Source organism: Burkholderia sp. YIM B11467, assembly GCF_052952715.1.
The window spans coordinates 297067-309397 of sequence record NZ_JBQVSQ010000003.1 but is presented as its reverse complement, the minus strand read 5'-3'; the positions used below and the strand labels follow the sequence as shown (position 1 = coordinate 309397).

General features: G+C 69.1%; 15 protein-coding genes. 8 read left to right on the top strand and 7 right to left on the bottom strand.

All coding sequences use genetic code 11. The features are described from left to right. Nucleotide 1 precedes the first annotated feature (1 nt). Nucleotides 2-1225, top strand: coding sequence for a CaiB/BaiF CoA transferase family protein (locus ACTRWB_RS13465; RefSeq protein ID WP_446902175.1), 1224 nt, complete (start codon nt 2-4; stop codon nt 1223-1225). Continuing rightward, complete coding sequence (scpB, locus tag ACTRWB_RS13460; protein WP_446902174.1) at nt 1222-2031, top strand: methylmalonyl-CoA decarboxylase; 810 nt, start codon at nt 1222-1224, stop codon at nt 2029-2031. The genes ACTRWB_RS13465 and scpB overlap by 4 nt, the downstream gene beginning before the upstream one ends. Nucleotides 2032-2060: 29 nt before the next feature. Here scpB and ACTRWB_RS13455 read toward each other — a convergent pair whose 3' ends face one another. The 3 genes from ACTRWB_RS13455 to ACTRWB_RS13445 all read right to left on the bottom strand — a co-directional run bounded on the left by ACTRWB_RS13455 (nt 2061) and on the right by ACTRWB_RS13445 (nt 4093). Beyond that, a complete protein-coding gene (locus ACTRWB_RS13455; protein ID WP_129513919.1) occupies nt 2061-2603 on the bottom strand; it encodes a chromate transporter in 543 nt (180 codons plus the stop codon). Further along, entirely contained in the window at nt 2600-3208 is a 609-nt protein-coding gene (locus ACTRWB_RS13450) for a chromate transporter (protein WP_446902173.1), read from the bottom strand. The genes ACTRWB_RS13455 and ACTRWB_RS13450 overlap by 4 nt, the downstream gene beginning before the upstream one ends. A gap of 129 nt (nt 3209-3337) precedes the next feature. Further along, nucleotides 3338-4093 (bottom strand): DeoR/GlpR family DNA-binding transcription regulator, encoded by a 756-nt coding sequence (locus tag ACTRWB_RS13445; protein ID WP_446902172.1) that lies wholly within the window; start codon nt 4091-4093, stop codon nt 3338-3340. Nucleotides 4094-4174: 81 nt separating this feature from the next. Here ACTRWB_RS13445 and ACTRWB_RS13440 point away from each other — a divergent pair, with 81 nt between their 5' ends. From ACTRWB_RS13440 to ACTRWB_RS13420, 5 genes are all read left to right on the top strand, one after another. After that, nucleotides 4175-4774 (top strand): NUDIX domain-containing protein, encoded by a 600-nt coding sequence (locus ACTRWB_RS13440; RefSeq protein WP_419686525.1) that lies wholly within the window; start codon nt 4175-4177, stop codon nt 4772-4774. Then, nucleotides 4771-5151, top strand: a complete 381-nt coding sequence (locus ACTRWB_RS13435; protein ID WP_446902171.1) for a DUF4406 domain-containing protein — start codon at nt 4771-4773, stop codon at nt 5149-5151. Before ACTRWB_RS13440 ends, ACTRWB_RS13435 begins: the two co-directional genes overlap by 4 nt. A 182-nt stretch (nt 5152-5333) precedes the next feature. After that, on the top strand, nt 5334-6206 hold the full coding sequence (locus ACTRWB_RS13430) for an SIR2 family NAD-dependent protein deacylase (RefSeq protein WP_446902170.1): 873 nt from the start codon (nt 5334-5336) through the stop codon (nt 6204-6206). A gap of 188 nt (nt 6207-6394) precedes the next feature. Then, entirely contained in the window at nt 6395-6781 is a 387-nt protein-coding gene (gene crcB, locus ACTRWB_RS13425; protein WP_129513924.1) for a fluoride efflux transporter CrcB, read from the top strand. A gap of 23 nt (nt 6782-6804) precedes the next feature. Next, nucleotides 6805-7155 carry a DUF190 domain-containing protein gene (locus ACTRWB_RS13420; protein WP_048243157.1) on the top strand — a complete coding sequence of 117 codons (351 nt, stop codon included), beginning with the start codon at nt 6805-6807 and terminating at the stop codon, nt 7153-7155. A gap of 24 nt (nt 7156-7179) precedes the next feature. On the opposite strand, the gene ACTRWB_RS13415 is transcribed toward ACTRWB_RS13420, so the two are convergent. Both ACTRWB_RS13415 and ACTRWB_RS13410 read right to left on the bottom strand, forming a co-directional pair. Further along, on the bottom strand, nt 7180-7743 hold the full coding sequence (locus ACTRWB_RS13415) for a YggT family protein (protein ID WP_343495143.1): 564 nt from the start codon (nt 7741-7743) through the stop codon (nt 7180-7182). 76 nt (nt 7744-7819) lie between these two features. Next, the gene (locus tag ACTRWB_RS13410; RefSeq protein ID WP_446902169.1) at nt 7820-8749 is read right to left on the bottom strand and encodes a Rossmann-like and DUF2520 domain-containing protein; all 930 of its coding nucleotides are present in this window, start codon (nt 8747-8749) and stop codon (nt 7820-7822) included. Between the two features lie 514 nt (nt 8750-9263). On the opposite strand from ACTRWB_RS13410, the gene ACTRWB_RS13405 reads away from it, so the two are divergent. Further along, a complete protein-coding gene (locus tag ACTRWB_RS13405) occupies nt 9264-9578 on the top strand; it encodes a hypothetical protein (protein ID WP_047900032.1) in 315 nt (104 codons plus the stop codon). Nucleotides 9579-9696: 118 nt separating this feature from the next. Here ACTRWB_RS13405 and ACTRWB_RS13400 read toward each other — a convergent pair whose 3' ends face one another. Next, a complete protein-coding gene (locus tag ACTRWB_RS13400; RefSeq protein WP_048243147.1) occupies nt 9697-10365 on the bottom strand; it encodes a LysE family translocator in 669 nt (222 codons plus the stop codon). Nucleotides 10366-10423: 58 nt separating this feature from the next. Next, nucleotides 10424-11980, bottom strand: a complete 1557-nt coding sequence (locus ACTRWB_RS13395; RefSeq protein ID WP_129513929.1) for a UbiD family decarboxylase — start codon at nt 11978-11980, stop codon at nt 10424-10426. Nucleotides 11981-12331: the final 351 nt, after the last annotated feature.

Here is a 12331-nt window from a genome sequence, read left to right as displayed (position 1 = left end):
AATGAAGGCATTACAAGGAATCAGGGTCGTCGATCTGAGTCGCGCGCTGTCGGGGCCGTTCTGCTCGATGGTGCTCGCTGATCTCGGCGCCGACGTGATCAAGGTCGAGTCGGGACCGAACGGCGACATGAGCCGCGCATGGGGGCCGTTCGATCGCGGCGTGAGCACGTACTACCTGTCCTGCAACCGCAACAAGCGCGGCATCTGCGTGGATTTCCGGCAGCCGGCCGGCATCGATGTCGTGCGCCGGCTGATCGCGCAGGCCGACGTCGTGATCGAGAATTTCAAGGCCGGCACGATGGACGCGATGGGGCTCGGTTATGCCGCGCTGAGCGCGCGCGATCCGCGGCTCGTGATGGGCAGCGTCACCGCGTTCGGCCCGCGCGGCCCGCTGCGCGACTGGCCGGGCTTCGACCAGATCGCGCAGGGTTATGCGGGGCTGATGAGTCTGACCGGTTTCCCCGAGGGCGAGCCGACCCGCACCGGCACCGCGATCGGCGATCTCAGCTCGGGGATGTGGGTCGCGACCGGCGTGCTGGCCGCGCTGTTCGAGCGCGAGCGCACGGGGCGCGGCCAGCATGTGGGCACGTCGCTGCTCGAAAGCCTCGTCGCGCTGCTGAGCGTGCACGGGCAACGCTACCTGAGCCTCGGCGACGTGCCGCGCCGCACCGGCAATGCGCATGCGGTGATCGCGCCGTACGGCGTGTTCGAGACGGCCGACGGGCCGCTCAACCTCGCGCCGATCACGACCGACATGTGGTTGCGGTTGTGTCAGTTGCTGGAGCTGCCCGACCTGCCGAACGATCCGCGCTTCGCGACCAACGATGCGCGCGTCGAGCATCGCGACGCGCTGAAGGCGCTGCTCGAAAGCCGGCTGCGCACGCGCGGCAAGCGCGAATGGACGCAGCGTTTCGTCGAAGCCGGGCTGCCGGCCGGGCCGATCAACACGCTCGACGAAGTGTTCGCCGATCCGCAGCTCGCGCATTGCGGGCTGGTCGAACCGGTCGCGCATCCGACGCTCGGGAAATTGCGCCAGGTCGTCACGCCGCTCGGCGGGATGGGCGACGACATGCCGGCGCCGCGCACGCGCCATGCGCCACCGCTGCTCGGCGAGCATACGGTCGACGTGCTGCGCGAGGCCGGCTACGATGACGGCGCGATCGATGCGCTGCTGGCCGGGCGCGCGATTTTTCAGGCGGAAGTGGTGGCGGAGGCCGTGCAATGACCGACATATCGAAACAGGAAAGCGCGTCGCGCGTGACGGTCGACATGGTCGACGAGCGGATCGCGCGCGTGCGGTTCTCGAATCCGGCGCGGCGTCACGCGCTCGACGCGCCGTTGCTCGATGCGCTGGTCGCGCGTCTCGATGCGCTGGCCGAGCACCGTCCGCCGCCCGTCGTGATCCTGTCGAACGACGGCAGCGGCGACGTGTGGAGCGCGGGGCACGACCTGCGCGAACTGGCCGACGACCGCGACCCGCTCGCATACGGCAAGCCGCTCGAACGCGCGCTGCGGCGTGTGCGAACTTATCCGGGCGCGGTGATCGCGGCCGTGGCGGGGTCGGCGTGGGGCGGGGCGGTCGATCTCGTGATGAGTTGCGACCTCGTCGTCGCGGCGCGCGATGCGTGTTTCGCGATGACGCCCGCGAACATCGGGCTGCCGTATTCGACGAGCGGCCTGCTGCGTTTCTACGACAACCTGCCGATCCACGTGCTGAAGGAGATGTTCTTCTGCGCGCAGCCGCTCGATGCGCAGCGCGCCGCGCATCACGGGCTCGTGAACCGGCTGGCCGAAGCGGGCGGCGTCGACGATGCGGCGCTCGACGTCGCGCGCACGATTGCGGCGAAAGCGCCGCTCGCGGTGTACGCCGTGAAGGAGCAGTTGCGCGTGCTGCAGGACGCGCGGCCGTTGCCTGCCGACGCGTTCGAACGGATTACCGAGCTGCGCCGGCACGCGTGCGAAGGCGCGGATTTCGACGAAGGGCTGCGCGCGTTTGCGGAGCGCCGCGCGCCGGTGTTCAACGGCGCCTAGGCGTCCGGATGTTCGAGCGGCGGCGTGCGCTACGCGCCGCCGATCGCGTGCACGCCGACGAGCAGCAGCGCGCCCACGGCAATCAGCAGCAGCGCGTGAAAGCGCGTATACATCACGCACAGCGTCGACGCGATCGCGATTGCGCGCGCGGCCCAGCCGCCGTCGAGCGCCTGCAGCAGCACCCACACCGACGCGAGGATCATGCCGGCCGCGACCGGGCGCAGACCGGCTTCGAGCGCGATCTGCCAGCGCGCGCCCTGGTGCCGCCGCCACAGGTGTGCGATGCCATAAATCAGGAACGCGGTCGGGCCGAACAGCGCGAGGGTCGCGATCACCGCCCCCCAGAAGCCGGCCACCTGCCAGCCGATCAGCGTCGCCAGCAGCGAGCCGGGGCCCGGCGCCATCCGCGCGATCGCGAAGTCGTTCACGAATTGCGTGGCGGTCATCCAGTGATGCACGTCGACGACCTGCCGCTGGATGTCGGCGATGATCGCCTGTCCGCCGCCGATCGTCGCGATCGACAGCGGCGCGAACACGCCGAACAGCGCGGCGTAGCGTTGTGATGCGGTCATCGCGTGTCGCTCCCGGCCGGCGCGGCGGCGCGGCGGTATTCGAGCGCGACGCTCAGTGCGCCGCCGATCAGCACGGTCCACACGAGCGGCCAGTGCAGCACCGCGACCGACACGAAGGTGAGCGCCATTACCGCGAACGGCAGCGCGCGGCGCGGCAGCCGGCGCACGGCCGTGATCGCCATCGAGATCGACAACCCGATCGCCGCGGCTGCCGCGCCGGCGAGCGCGACATGCGTGAGCGGGAAGCGTGTGAGGGTCGAGAACGCGATGCCGAACAGGACGATCAGCACGGCCGGCGGCGCGATGATGCCGGTGAAGCCGGCCACCGCGCCGCGCCATCCGGCGAGCCGGTAGCCGATCCAGATCGCGAGGTTCTTCACGTTGACGCCCGGCAACGCCTGCGACAACGCGAGGCCGTTGAGGAATGCTTCTTCGTCGAGCCAGCGCCGTTCGTACACGAAGTCGCGCATCATCCGCCCGCTCAGCCCGCCGCCGAAGCTGGTCAGGCCGATCTGCGCGAACGCGACGAAGAGGGCGAGGATGCCGGGCGGCGGCGCATCGTCTGCGGGCGGCGCCGGCGGGTTGGGTGCGGAGGGCGGGGGCATCGGTCAGGCGGCGCGTGGCGATTGGGCGGGCGCCCATGTTAGCAAGCGGCACCTGTCAGCACGCTGACATCGATGCGGTGCCGGCATGCCGAACACCCGCGGCCGATTCGGCGAGCACGATCGGCGTTGTTACGCGCGCACGACCGTCACGCCTGCCGCCTCGATCGGCTTCGTCAGCGCGGCGTCTGTCTCCTTCTCGACCACGACGGTTTGCGCAAGCGTGAGGTCGCCGATCACGAATTGCGACGCCGCGCGCAGTTTCGACTGCGACGCGAGCACGACCGTCTCGGCCGCGCGGCCGGCCAGTGCGCGCTTGATCGCCGCTTCCTCGAAATCGCCGGTGCTCAGCCCCGCGACCGGATGCACGCCCGTGACGCCCATGAAGTACAGGTCCGCATGGATGCGCGCAATACCTTCCATCGCGGCGGCGCCGACGGCCACGATCGAATGCTTGTAGAGCCGCCCGCCGATCAGGATCACGTCGATCGACGGATGCGCGGCCAGCGCGACCGCTACGCTCGGACTGTGCGTGACGATCGTCGCGCGCAGGTCGGCCGGCAACTGGCTGACAAGCAACGCCGAGGTCGTGCCGCCGTCGACGATTGCCACTTGCCCGGGCGCGATCATCTCCGCGGCGCGGCGCGCGATGCGCCGCTTTTCCGCGGTTTCGATGGCCTCGCGCTGCGCGAACGGGACGACGGCCGGCGACGCCGGCAGCGCGCCGCCATGCACGCGCTGCAACAGGCCTTCGGCCGCCAGCTCGCGCAGGTCGCGGCGGATCGTGTCTTCCGACACGCCGTATTGCGTACTCAGTTCGACCGCCAGCACCTGGCCGTCGCGCGCGAGCGCATCGAGGATTGCTTTCTTGCGTTGCGTCGTCAGCATCGTGATTGCACGAAAATTCTTGAAGTTGCACGAATATGCACGTTACCATGGGCGCCGTCTTTTGTCGAATGGGAGGTCGTGATGGCTGCAACGCGGGACCGTGTCCGCATCGTCGATACGACGGTGCTGTCCGATGACTGGTATGTGCTGAAGAAGGTGACGTTCGATTTCCTGCGCCGCGACGGAACGTGGCAGCGTCTGAGCCGCGAGACCTACGATCGCGGCAATGGCGCGACCATCCTGCTGCGCAACGCCGGCACGGGCGACGTGCTGCTGACGCGGCAGTTCCGGATGCCGGCGTTCGTCAGCGGGCACGACGGCATGCTGCTCGAGGCCGCGGCCGGCCTGCTCGACGATGCGACGCCCGAAGCGCGCATCCGCGCGGAGGCCGAGGAGGAGACCGGCTATCGCGTGCGCGGCGTGCGCAAGGTGTTCGAGGCGTTCATGAGCCCGGGCTCCGTCACGGAGAAGCTGCATTTCTTCGTCGGCGAATACGATGCGTCGCTGCGCACCGGCGACGGCGGCGGCGTCGCGGACGAGGGCGAGGATCTCGAGGTCGTCGAGATGCCGTTGCAGGCCGCGCTGGATGCGGTCGAGCGCGGCGAGATCGTCGACGCGAAGACGATCATGCTGCTGCAGTACGTCGCGCTGCGGGAAACCGCCGGCGCGCGCACGGCATGACGCCGCTGCTCGTGCTGGTCGCGGGCCCGTATCGCAGCGGCACGGACGGCGACCCCGCGCGCATCGCCGCGAACCTGCACCGGCTGGAAGCGGCGGCGCTCGCCGTGTATCGCCGCGGGCACGTTCCGATGATCGGCGAATGGGTGTCGCTGCCGCTCGCCGCCGCGGCCGGGTCGCGGCAGGTCGGCGACGCAATCAGCGAGGCGTTCCTGTATCCGGCCGCGCATCGGCTGTTGCGGCGTTGCGACGCGGTATGGCGGATCGACGGCGCGTCGCGCGGGGCGGACGCGGACGTCAGTCTCGCGCGGCGCCTTGGCAAGCCGGTCTATTTCGCGGCCGACGAGATTCCGGTTGCGCGTGACGATTCGGATAGCTGAGCAGGCGAGGAGGCGTCGGCCGGGGTATCGCCGGCGGCTCCCCGGATCGGCTGGTGCCTGCGTCGCCGGCGGCCGGACGTGCGCGGCGTCATAGCGTTGCATCGCGGATGCGGTGCGGTACTCAACCGGCGTATGATCGCGACGCCCCTTTGCGCACCGCTCGACGTTACCGCCGCCCCATCATGCCGTTCTCCGAATCCACCGACTCCACTGCTGCCGTCGCTGCCGCGCAACTGCCTGCCGATCTCGTCGCTTCCGCCGTTGACGCGCTCGCCCGCGCCGACGCGTTGCTCGTGACGGCCGGCGCGGGCATCGGCGTCGATTCCGGGCTGCCCGATTTCCGCGGTACGGACGGCTTCTGGCGCGCGTATCCGGCGCTGCGCCACGAGCGTTTCGAATTCCACGAGATCGCGTCGCCGCACGCGTTCCGTGCGCGTGCGCAGCTCGCGTGGGGGTTCTACGGACACCGTCTAGCGCTGTACCGCGCGACGGTGCCGCATGCGGGCTTCGCGATCCTGCGCCGCTGGATCGACGCGATGCCGAACGGCGGCTTCGTGCTGACGAGCAACGTCGACGGCCAGTTCCAGAAGGCCGGCTTCGATTCGGCGCGGATCGTCGAGATCCACGGCTCGATTCATGTGCTGCAGTGCCTGCGACCCTGTTCGGACGACACGTGGGACGCGGCGCCGTTCGTGCCGGACGTCGACGAAGCCACTTGCCGCCTCATCGGCGAAGCGCCGTGCTGTCCGCACTGCGGCGGCCTCGCGCGACCGAACATCCTGATGTTCGGCGACACCGGCTGGCTCGGTGCGCGCTACGACGCGCAGGAACGTGCGTTGCAGGACTGGATCGCGCGGGCCGGGCGCGTCGCTGTCGTCGAAATCGGCGCGGGCACCGCGATTCCGACCGTGCGCCTGCTGAGCGAACGGCTCGGCGCCGACGTGATCCGCATCAACGCGCGCGAAGCGCATGCGCACCGCGCGGATGTGATCGGGCTGAAGGGCGGCGCGCTGGCGACGCTGACCGCGCTCGATGCGGCCTGGCAGCACGCGTGAACGTACCGGCGGCCGGGCGAACGGGCGTGCATCGTGCCCGCCGTCGTCGTTGCAGCGGCGCGGCGAATCCGCATACAGTTCAGCTAGCACCGCCCGTGCACGCGCCGCGCGCGCCGGGAAACGGGCATCGCCCCGGGCAACCGGGGGCCGGCGGCTGAGTCCAGCCGCATCATCGACCGGGAGTGCCCTTGTTCTATTCGATCGTCGCGATCTTCGTCGGCGCCGGGCTCGGCGCGTTACTGCGCTGGTTCCTGAGCCTCGCGCTCAACGAATTCTTTCCCGAGGTGCCGCTCGGCACGCTCGCCGCGAACCTGATCGGCGGCTACGTGATCGGCGTTGCCGCCGTCGTGTTCACGGCCCGCGTCGGGCTGCCGCCCGAGTGGCGGCTGTTCGTGATCACGGGCTTCCTCGGCGGCCTGACGACGTTCTCGACCTACTCGGTCGAAGTGATGACGCATGCGCTCGAGGGCCAATTGGGATGGGCGTTTGCGGTGGCTGCCCTACACTTGATGGGATCGTTCGCGCTGACGGCGCTCGGCATGTGGACCGCGCGCGCGTGGCTCGCGGCGGCCTGAGCGTGCCGCCATCGGAGGGTGCGATGGACAGGATCTTCTTGCGCTTCTATCTGCACGAGCAGCACCGGCTGCACTGGAAGCCGCTGTGGGAATGGCTGCTGGAGGAGGCGAACCGGATGGGTGTCGCGGGCGGTTCCGCGTTTCGCGCGATGGCCGGTTTCGGCCAGCATCGCGTGCTGCACGAGGATCGCTTCTTCGAACTGCAGGGTTCGCTCGCGATCGAGGTCGAATTCATCGTCACCGAGGACGAAGCGCAGAAGCTGCTCGAGCGGCTGTCGCACGAGAAGGTGCGCGTGTGCTACGCGATGATTCCGGCGCGCTTCGGCGTGATCGACACGCTTGGCGCACCGCCGGCGCAGGGGCCGGCGGCGTAGCGTACGGTGGCGTAGGTTACGCCGTCAGATGCCGAACATCGTCAGCGACACGGCGGCGCGCGTGACGATCATCAGCAGCACCTGCACGATCACGAACAGCAGGATCGGCGACAGGTCGATGCCGCCGAGGTTCGGGATGACGCGGCGCAGCGGGTTCAGGAACGGTGCGGTGAGCTGGTAGAGGATCGGCATTGCCGGCGAGCGCGGGTTGAGCCACGACAGCAGCGCCATCAGGATCGTCATCCAGATCACGAGGTTGAGCGCCCACTTCACGACGGTGAGCAACGCGACCACGACGAGCGTCGCGATCACCGCGGCCGGATCGAAGCCGGCCATCACGACCATCAGCACGACATAAACAAGCGCGGTGACCAGCGCAGCGACGACGCTGGCCCAGTCGATGCCGCGCACGCCCGGGATCACGCGGCGCATCGGCAGCACGAGCCAGTTGGTCGCCTGCAGTACGGCCTGCGTGACGGGGTTGTACGGCGGCACGCGGACGGCCTGCATCCAGACGCGCAGGATCAGCGCGGCGCCGAACAGCGTGAAGATGGTATTGAGCAGAAAACGGGCGATCTCGCCGAACATCGTTGGCATCCTTTTTTATACAGTCAGTAGCGCGCGGCCGCCAACGCCGGATGGCGGCGCATCGGCCGACACCTTATCACGCCTCGTCTCGCGGCGGGGAGGGGTGCGCGGCCGTGCGCGCGAGCGACGTTTCGACGGCTTCGGCGAGCGCCGGCAGCGACGCCGGCGGCGTGGCGCGTTTCGCCGCGAGCGCGACCGCGCGGCGCGTCATCAGCGCGTACAGCGTCGCGTGATCGCCGCCGCGCGCTTCGAGCAGCGCGAGCTGGCGTTCGACGATGCCCGTATCGCCGCGCGACACGGGCCCGGAGAGCGCGTTCGCGAGCCCCTTGTCGCGGGCGGTCTCGATCGTGCCGGCGAGCATCGGCAGCAGCGCGCGCAGCGCGGCTTCCTCGTCGAAACCGAGACCGCGCCACAGCTCGACCGCTTCCGACAGCCCGCACAGCGCGAAGCTCGCCGCGTAGTGCGCGGCCGCGTGATAGAGCATCCGGCCACCGGCCGGAATCGACAGCGGATGGCAGCCGAGTGCGGCAGCAAGTCGCAGCAGCGTGGCATGCAGCGCGCCGTCGGCTTCGATCGTGACCGAGCAGCCGTCGATGCGGGCAAGGTCCGCGTCGGTGCCGCCGAACAGGTAGAGCGGATGGAAGCCGCCGGTGGCCGCGTGTTGCCGTTTCGCCGGATCGAGCAGCGCGACCGCCGACGCGCCGCTGCAATGGACGACCGCCTGCCGCGCGGCGCGCGATGCGTCGAAGCGGAGCGCCGCGGCGGTCGACGCGAGATGATCGTCGGGCACCGTCAGGAAGATCAGGTCGGCCGCGTCGACGACCTGCTGCGGCGTATCGACCGCCTGGCAGCCGTCGATACGCGCGGCGAGGGCCGCGGCCGACGCGGGTGTGCGGCTCGCGACCGCGACGACGGGAAAGCCGGCCTGCGCGAAGCGCTGCGCGACACAGCGCGCGAGCCGGCCGGCGCCGATGAAGCCGAGGCGGGGTGTGTCGGGGAGGGACATGGCAGCGACGGAAGCGAAAACGGAGCAGCCGCCAGTATCGCAGGAATGGCGGCGGGGTCGACGGAGGTCGATTTCCGCGCAGACGCGCGTATTGCTTACCGGTATGCGGCGCGATCCACTTGCGCCGTGGTGTCCGCCATCATCGTTGAAGCGCGACCGTGGAATCCGACCCCGAAATGCATCGCACGCGTGTTCCACTTGAAACGTCGGCGTCTTGTCGCAAATTTGTAATCGTTCATTACGCCCGCGTGCCCGCCTTGCGGGCCGTATCCGGTAAGACTGACCGGCCGTGGTGTGGCGACCCGACTCGTCGGACGGAATCGCGCGACCCGCAAGGATCGCGGCATGGTCCGGAAGCCGTGCAGAGCGGCTGCTGCGGCCCCGTGCAATTGCAATTTGCAACAAATGTGCGATACGCGAGGGGCGGGTTTTCGCTACATTGCTTCCATGCGACGTGCACGCCCGCCGTTGCCGACAGGGGCGCAAAAAATACCGCTCCAGCAGGAGAATCGAAGTGAAAAAGCTCATTCCGTTCATCGCCGCCGCCGCGCTGGGCCTGGGTGCCGCAAGCGCTGCGCAAGCTCACGTGTCGATCGGGGTCGGCATCGGTATCCCGGTCGCACCGGCATACCCCGTCTATGCACCGCCGCCGCCCGTGTACTACGCGCCGCCGCCTCCGCCCGTGTATTACGCACCGGCGCCGGCCTACTATGCGCCGCCGCCCGCCGTGGTTGTCGGCGGTTACGGCGGCTACGGCGGTTACTACGGTCGTCCGTACTGGCGTCATGGCTACGGCGGCTGGGGCCATCACGGCTACTGGCGTCGCTGATCTGTCCCGCGCGGCCTGACCGCGCGTGGCAAAACGGCGCAACGTCCCGTCGAGGGGCGCTGCGCCGTTTTTCATTGGGGCCGCCGCCTGGTGCGCAGCCCGTGCAGGTCGCCTTCGATTACACGGCGTGCACGATTAGGTCGCGGTAGCCGCCGACGATCACGCTGTACGAGAAATACGCGAACAGCAATGCCGACGCGACATGGCACGCGCGCATCAGCCCGGCGCCCGCGCGCTTGCGGCCCTGGCTTGCGAGCGTGCACATGAAGAGCGTCCACGCGAGGCCGCCGAGGAAAAAGCCCGACAGGAACACCGACGCCGTCGCCGGCGTGGTCGCGCCGGCTTTCGCGATCAGTGCGCCGCCGACCGCCGCGAACCACAGGATCGCGCTCGGCGAGGACATCGCGAGCAGCATCCCGCGCAGGAAACTGCGCCGTGCGCTTGCACGCGGCGGCTGCGCGTCGTCCGCATCGTCGTCGGCCACCTTGGGCGGCAACAGCGCTTCGCGCGCCATCTTCCACGTGAGGAACAGCAGCACGGCACCGCCGCCGATCCACACGATCCAGCGCACGGGCTCGAACTGCAGCAGCACGGCCATTCCCGCGAGCGCGAGCGCCGCGTAGACGAGATCGCCGACACACGAGCCGACGCCGAGCCAGAAGCCCGGCCGGAAGCCGTGCGACAGCGTCAGCGACAGCATCGCGACGTTCACGAGGCCGATGTCGAGACACAGCGACAGCGACAGAAAGAAACCGTCGGACAGCATGGAGGCGGGCGGAAAGCTCATCTTCGTTGTTCTTGTGGTGGGTGCGAGGCACGGGCCGGCGGCTGCCGGCCGCATGGCTTCAGAGGCCGATCTCCTGCCACAGCCGGTCGACGCGCGCCTTCACGGCCGCATCCATCTCGATCGGGCGGCCCCATTCGCGGTTCGTTTCGCCCGGCCACTTGTTCGTCGCGTCGAGCCCCATCTTCGAGCCGAGACCGGCAACCGGCGATGCGAAGTCGAGATAGTCGATCGGCGTGCTGTCGACCATCACCGTGTCGCGCACGGGGTCGACGCGCGTCGTGATCGCCCAGATCACTTCCTTCCAGTCGCGGATGTTCACGTCCTCGTCGACGACCACGATGAACTTCGTGTACATGAACTGCCGCAGGAAGCTCCACACGCCGAACATCACGCGCTTCGCATGGCCCGCGTAGCTCTTCTTCATCTGGACGATGGCCATCCGGTAGCTGCAGCCTTCGGGCGGCAGGTAGAAGTCGGTGATCTCCGTGAACTGCTTCTGCAGCAGCGGCACGAACACCTCGTTGAGCGCGACGCCGAGCACCGCGGGCTCGTCGGGCGGTTTGCCCGTGTAGGTCGAGTGGTAGATCGCGTCGCGGCGCATCGTGATGCGCTCGACGGTGAACACCGGGAACCACTCCTGCTCGTTGTAATAGCCGGTGTGGTCGCCGTAAGGGCCTTCGAGCGCGTGCTCGTACGCGGCGGACGCGTTGCCGGCCGGGCGCGGCGGTGCACCGGCCGGAGCGGGGGCGGGGGCGCCGTCCTGCGGGTGGATGAAGCCTTCGAGCACGATCTCCGCGCGCGCGGGCACCTGCAGCGTGTCGACGCCGGGCGTCAGGCACTTCGCGAGCTCCGTGCGGCTGCCGCGCAGCAGGCCGGCGAACTGATACTCGGACAGCGAGTCGGGCACGGGCGTCACCGCGCCGAGCGTCGTGGCCGGATCGGCGCCGAGCACGACCGCGACCGGATACGGCTTGCCGGGGTTCTGCAGCGCGAATTCGCGGAAGTCGAGCGCGCCGCCGCGATGCGCGAGCCAGCGCATGATCAGCTTGTTGCGGCCGATCAGCTGCTGGCGGTAGATGCCGAGGTTCTGGCGCGTCTTGTTCGGCCCGCGCGTGACCGTCAGGCCCCACGTGACGAGCGGCCCCGCATCGCCGGGCCAGCAGGTCTGGATCGGCAGCTTGTGCAGGTCGACGTCGGCGCCTTCCCAGACGATCTCCTGGCACGGCGGCGACGATACCGATTTCGGCGCCATGTCCCACACGGCCTTCGCGAGCGACAACAGCTTGCCGGCGTCCTTCAGGCTCTTCGGCGGGTCGGGCTCCTTCAGCGCGGACAGCAGGCGCCCGAGATCGCGCAGCGAACCCAGCGCGGCGTCGTCGCCCGCATCGACGCCCATCCCGAGCGCGACGCGGCGCGGCGTGCCGAACAGGTTGCCGAGCACGGGGAACGCATTGCCGGGCGGCGCATTGAACAGCAGCGCAGGGCCGCCGGCGCGCAGCACGCGGTCGCACAGCTCGGTCATTTCGAGCACGGGCGACACGGGTTGCGTGACGCGCCGCAGTTCGCCAAGTGCCTCGAGGCGCTGGATGAAATCGCGTAAGTCTTTGTATTTCATGAAGAAGGTCCGGGCGGCCCGCTTGACGGGCCGCGATGGGTGGGCGCAGCGGCCGGCTGCGGCCCCGATTTGACCGACGATTTTACCCGGGCCGCCGCGCGGGCGCCCGGCGGAGAAAAAAGTCGACCGCGCGCAAACCCCCTACGGCACGGGGCCTCCGATCTGAAGAGCGGTTTTAAATTACTTTTTGTTATAATTTCAAGGTTTTATAGTGTTGACGATCTATAAAACCCTGCTAGAATCCGCTCACATTGGTTGCAGGGTAAAAGGCTTCGAGCCGCCAATCACCGATCTTTGACGCAGCGCGTCACCGTCCGCCGAACCCTGCACGGCGTATCCGACGGCTTTAGT

Coding starts and splice junctions, on each gene's coding strand:
- ACTRWB_RS13430 (WP_446902170.1), top strand. CDS start 5,334: ATGCCGTTCTCCGAATCCACCGACTCCACTGCTGCCGTCGCTGCCGCG.
- scpB (WP_446902174.1), top strand. CDS start 1,222: ATGACCGACATATCGAAACAGGAAAGCGCGTCGCGCGTGACGGTCGAC.
- ACTRWB_RS13395 (WP_129513929.1), bottom strand. CDS start 11,980: ATGAAATACAAAGACTTACGCGATTTCATCCAGCGCCTCGAGGCACTT.
- ACTRWB_RS13465 (WP_446902175.1), top strand. CDS start 2: ATGAAGGCATTACAAGGAATCAGGGTCGTCGATCTGAGTCGCGCGCTG.
- ACTRWB_RS13445 (WP_446902172.1), bottom strand. CDS start 4,093: ATGCTGACGACGCAACGCAAGAAAGCAATCCTCGATGCGCTCGCGCGC.
- ACTRWB_RS13455 (WP_129513919.1), bottom strand. CDS start 2,603: ATGACCGCATCACAACGCTACGCCGCGCTGTTCGGCGTGTTCGCGCCG.
- ACTRWB_RS13435 (WP_446902171.1), top strand. CDS start 4,771: ATGACGCCGCTGCTCGTGCTGGTCGCGGGCCCGTATCGCAGCGGCACG.
- ACTRWB_RS13420 (WP_048243157.1), top strand. CDS start 6,805: ATGGACAGGATCTTCTTGCGCTTCTATCTGCACGAGCAGCACCGGCTG.
- ACTRWB_RS13440 (WP_419686525.1), top strand. CDS start 4,175: ATGGCTGCAACGCGGGACCGTGTCCGCATCGTCGATACGACGGTGCTG.
- ACTRWB_RS13450 (WP_446902173.1), bottom strand. CDS start 3,208: ATGCCCCCGCCCTCCGCACCCAACCCGCCGGCGCCGCCCGCAGACGAT.
- ACTRWB_RS13415 (WP_343495143.1), bottom strand. CDS start 7,743: ATGTTCGGCGAGATCGCCCGTTTTCTGCTCAATACCATCTTCACGCTG.
- ACTRWB_RS13400 (WP_048243147.1), bottom strand. CDS start 10,365: ATGAGCTTTCCGCCCGCCTCCATGCTGTCCGACGGTTTCTTTCTGTCG.
- ACTRWB_RS13410 (WP_446902169.1), bottom strand. CDS start 8,749: ATGTCCCTCCCCGACACACCCCGCCTCGGCTTCATCGGCGCCGGCCGG.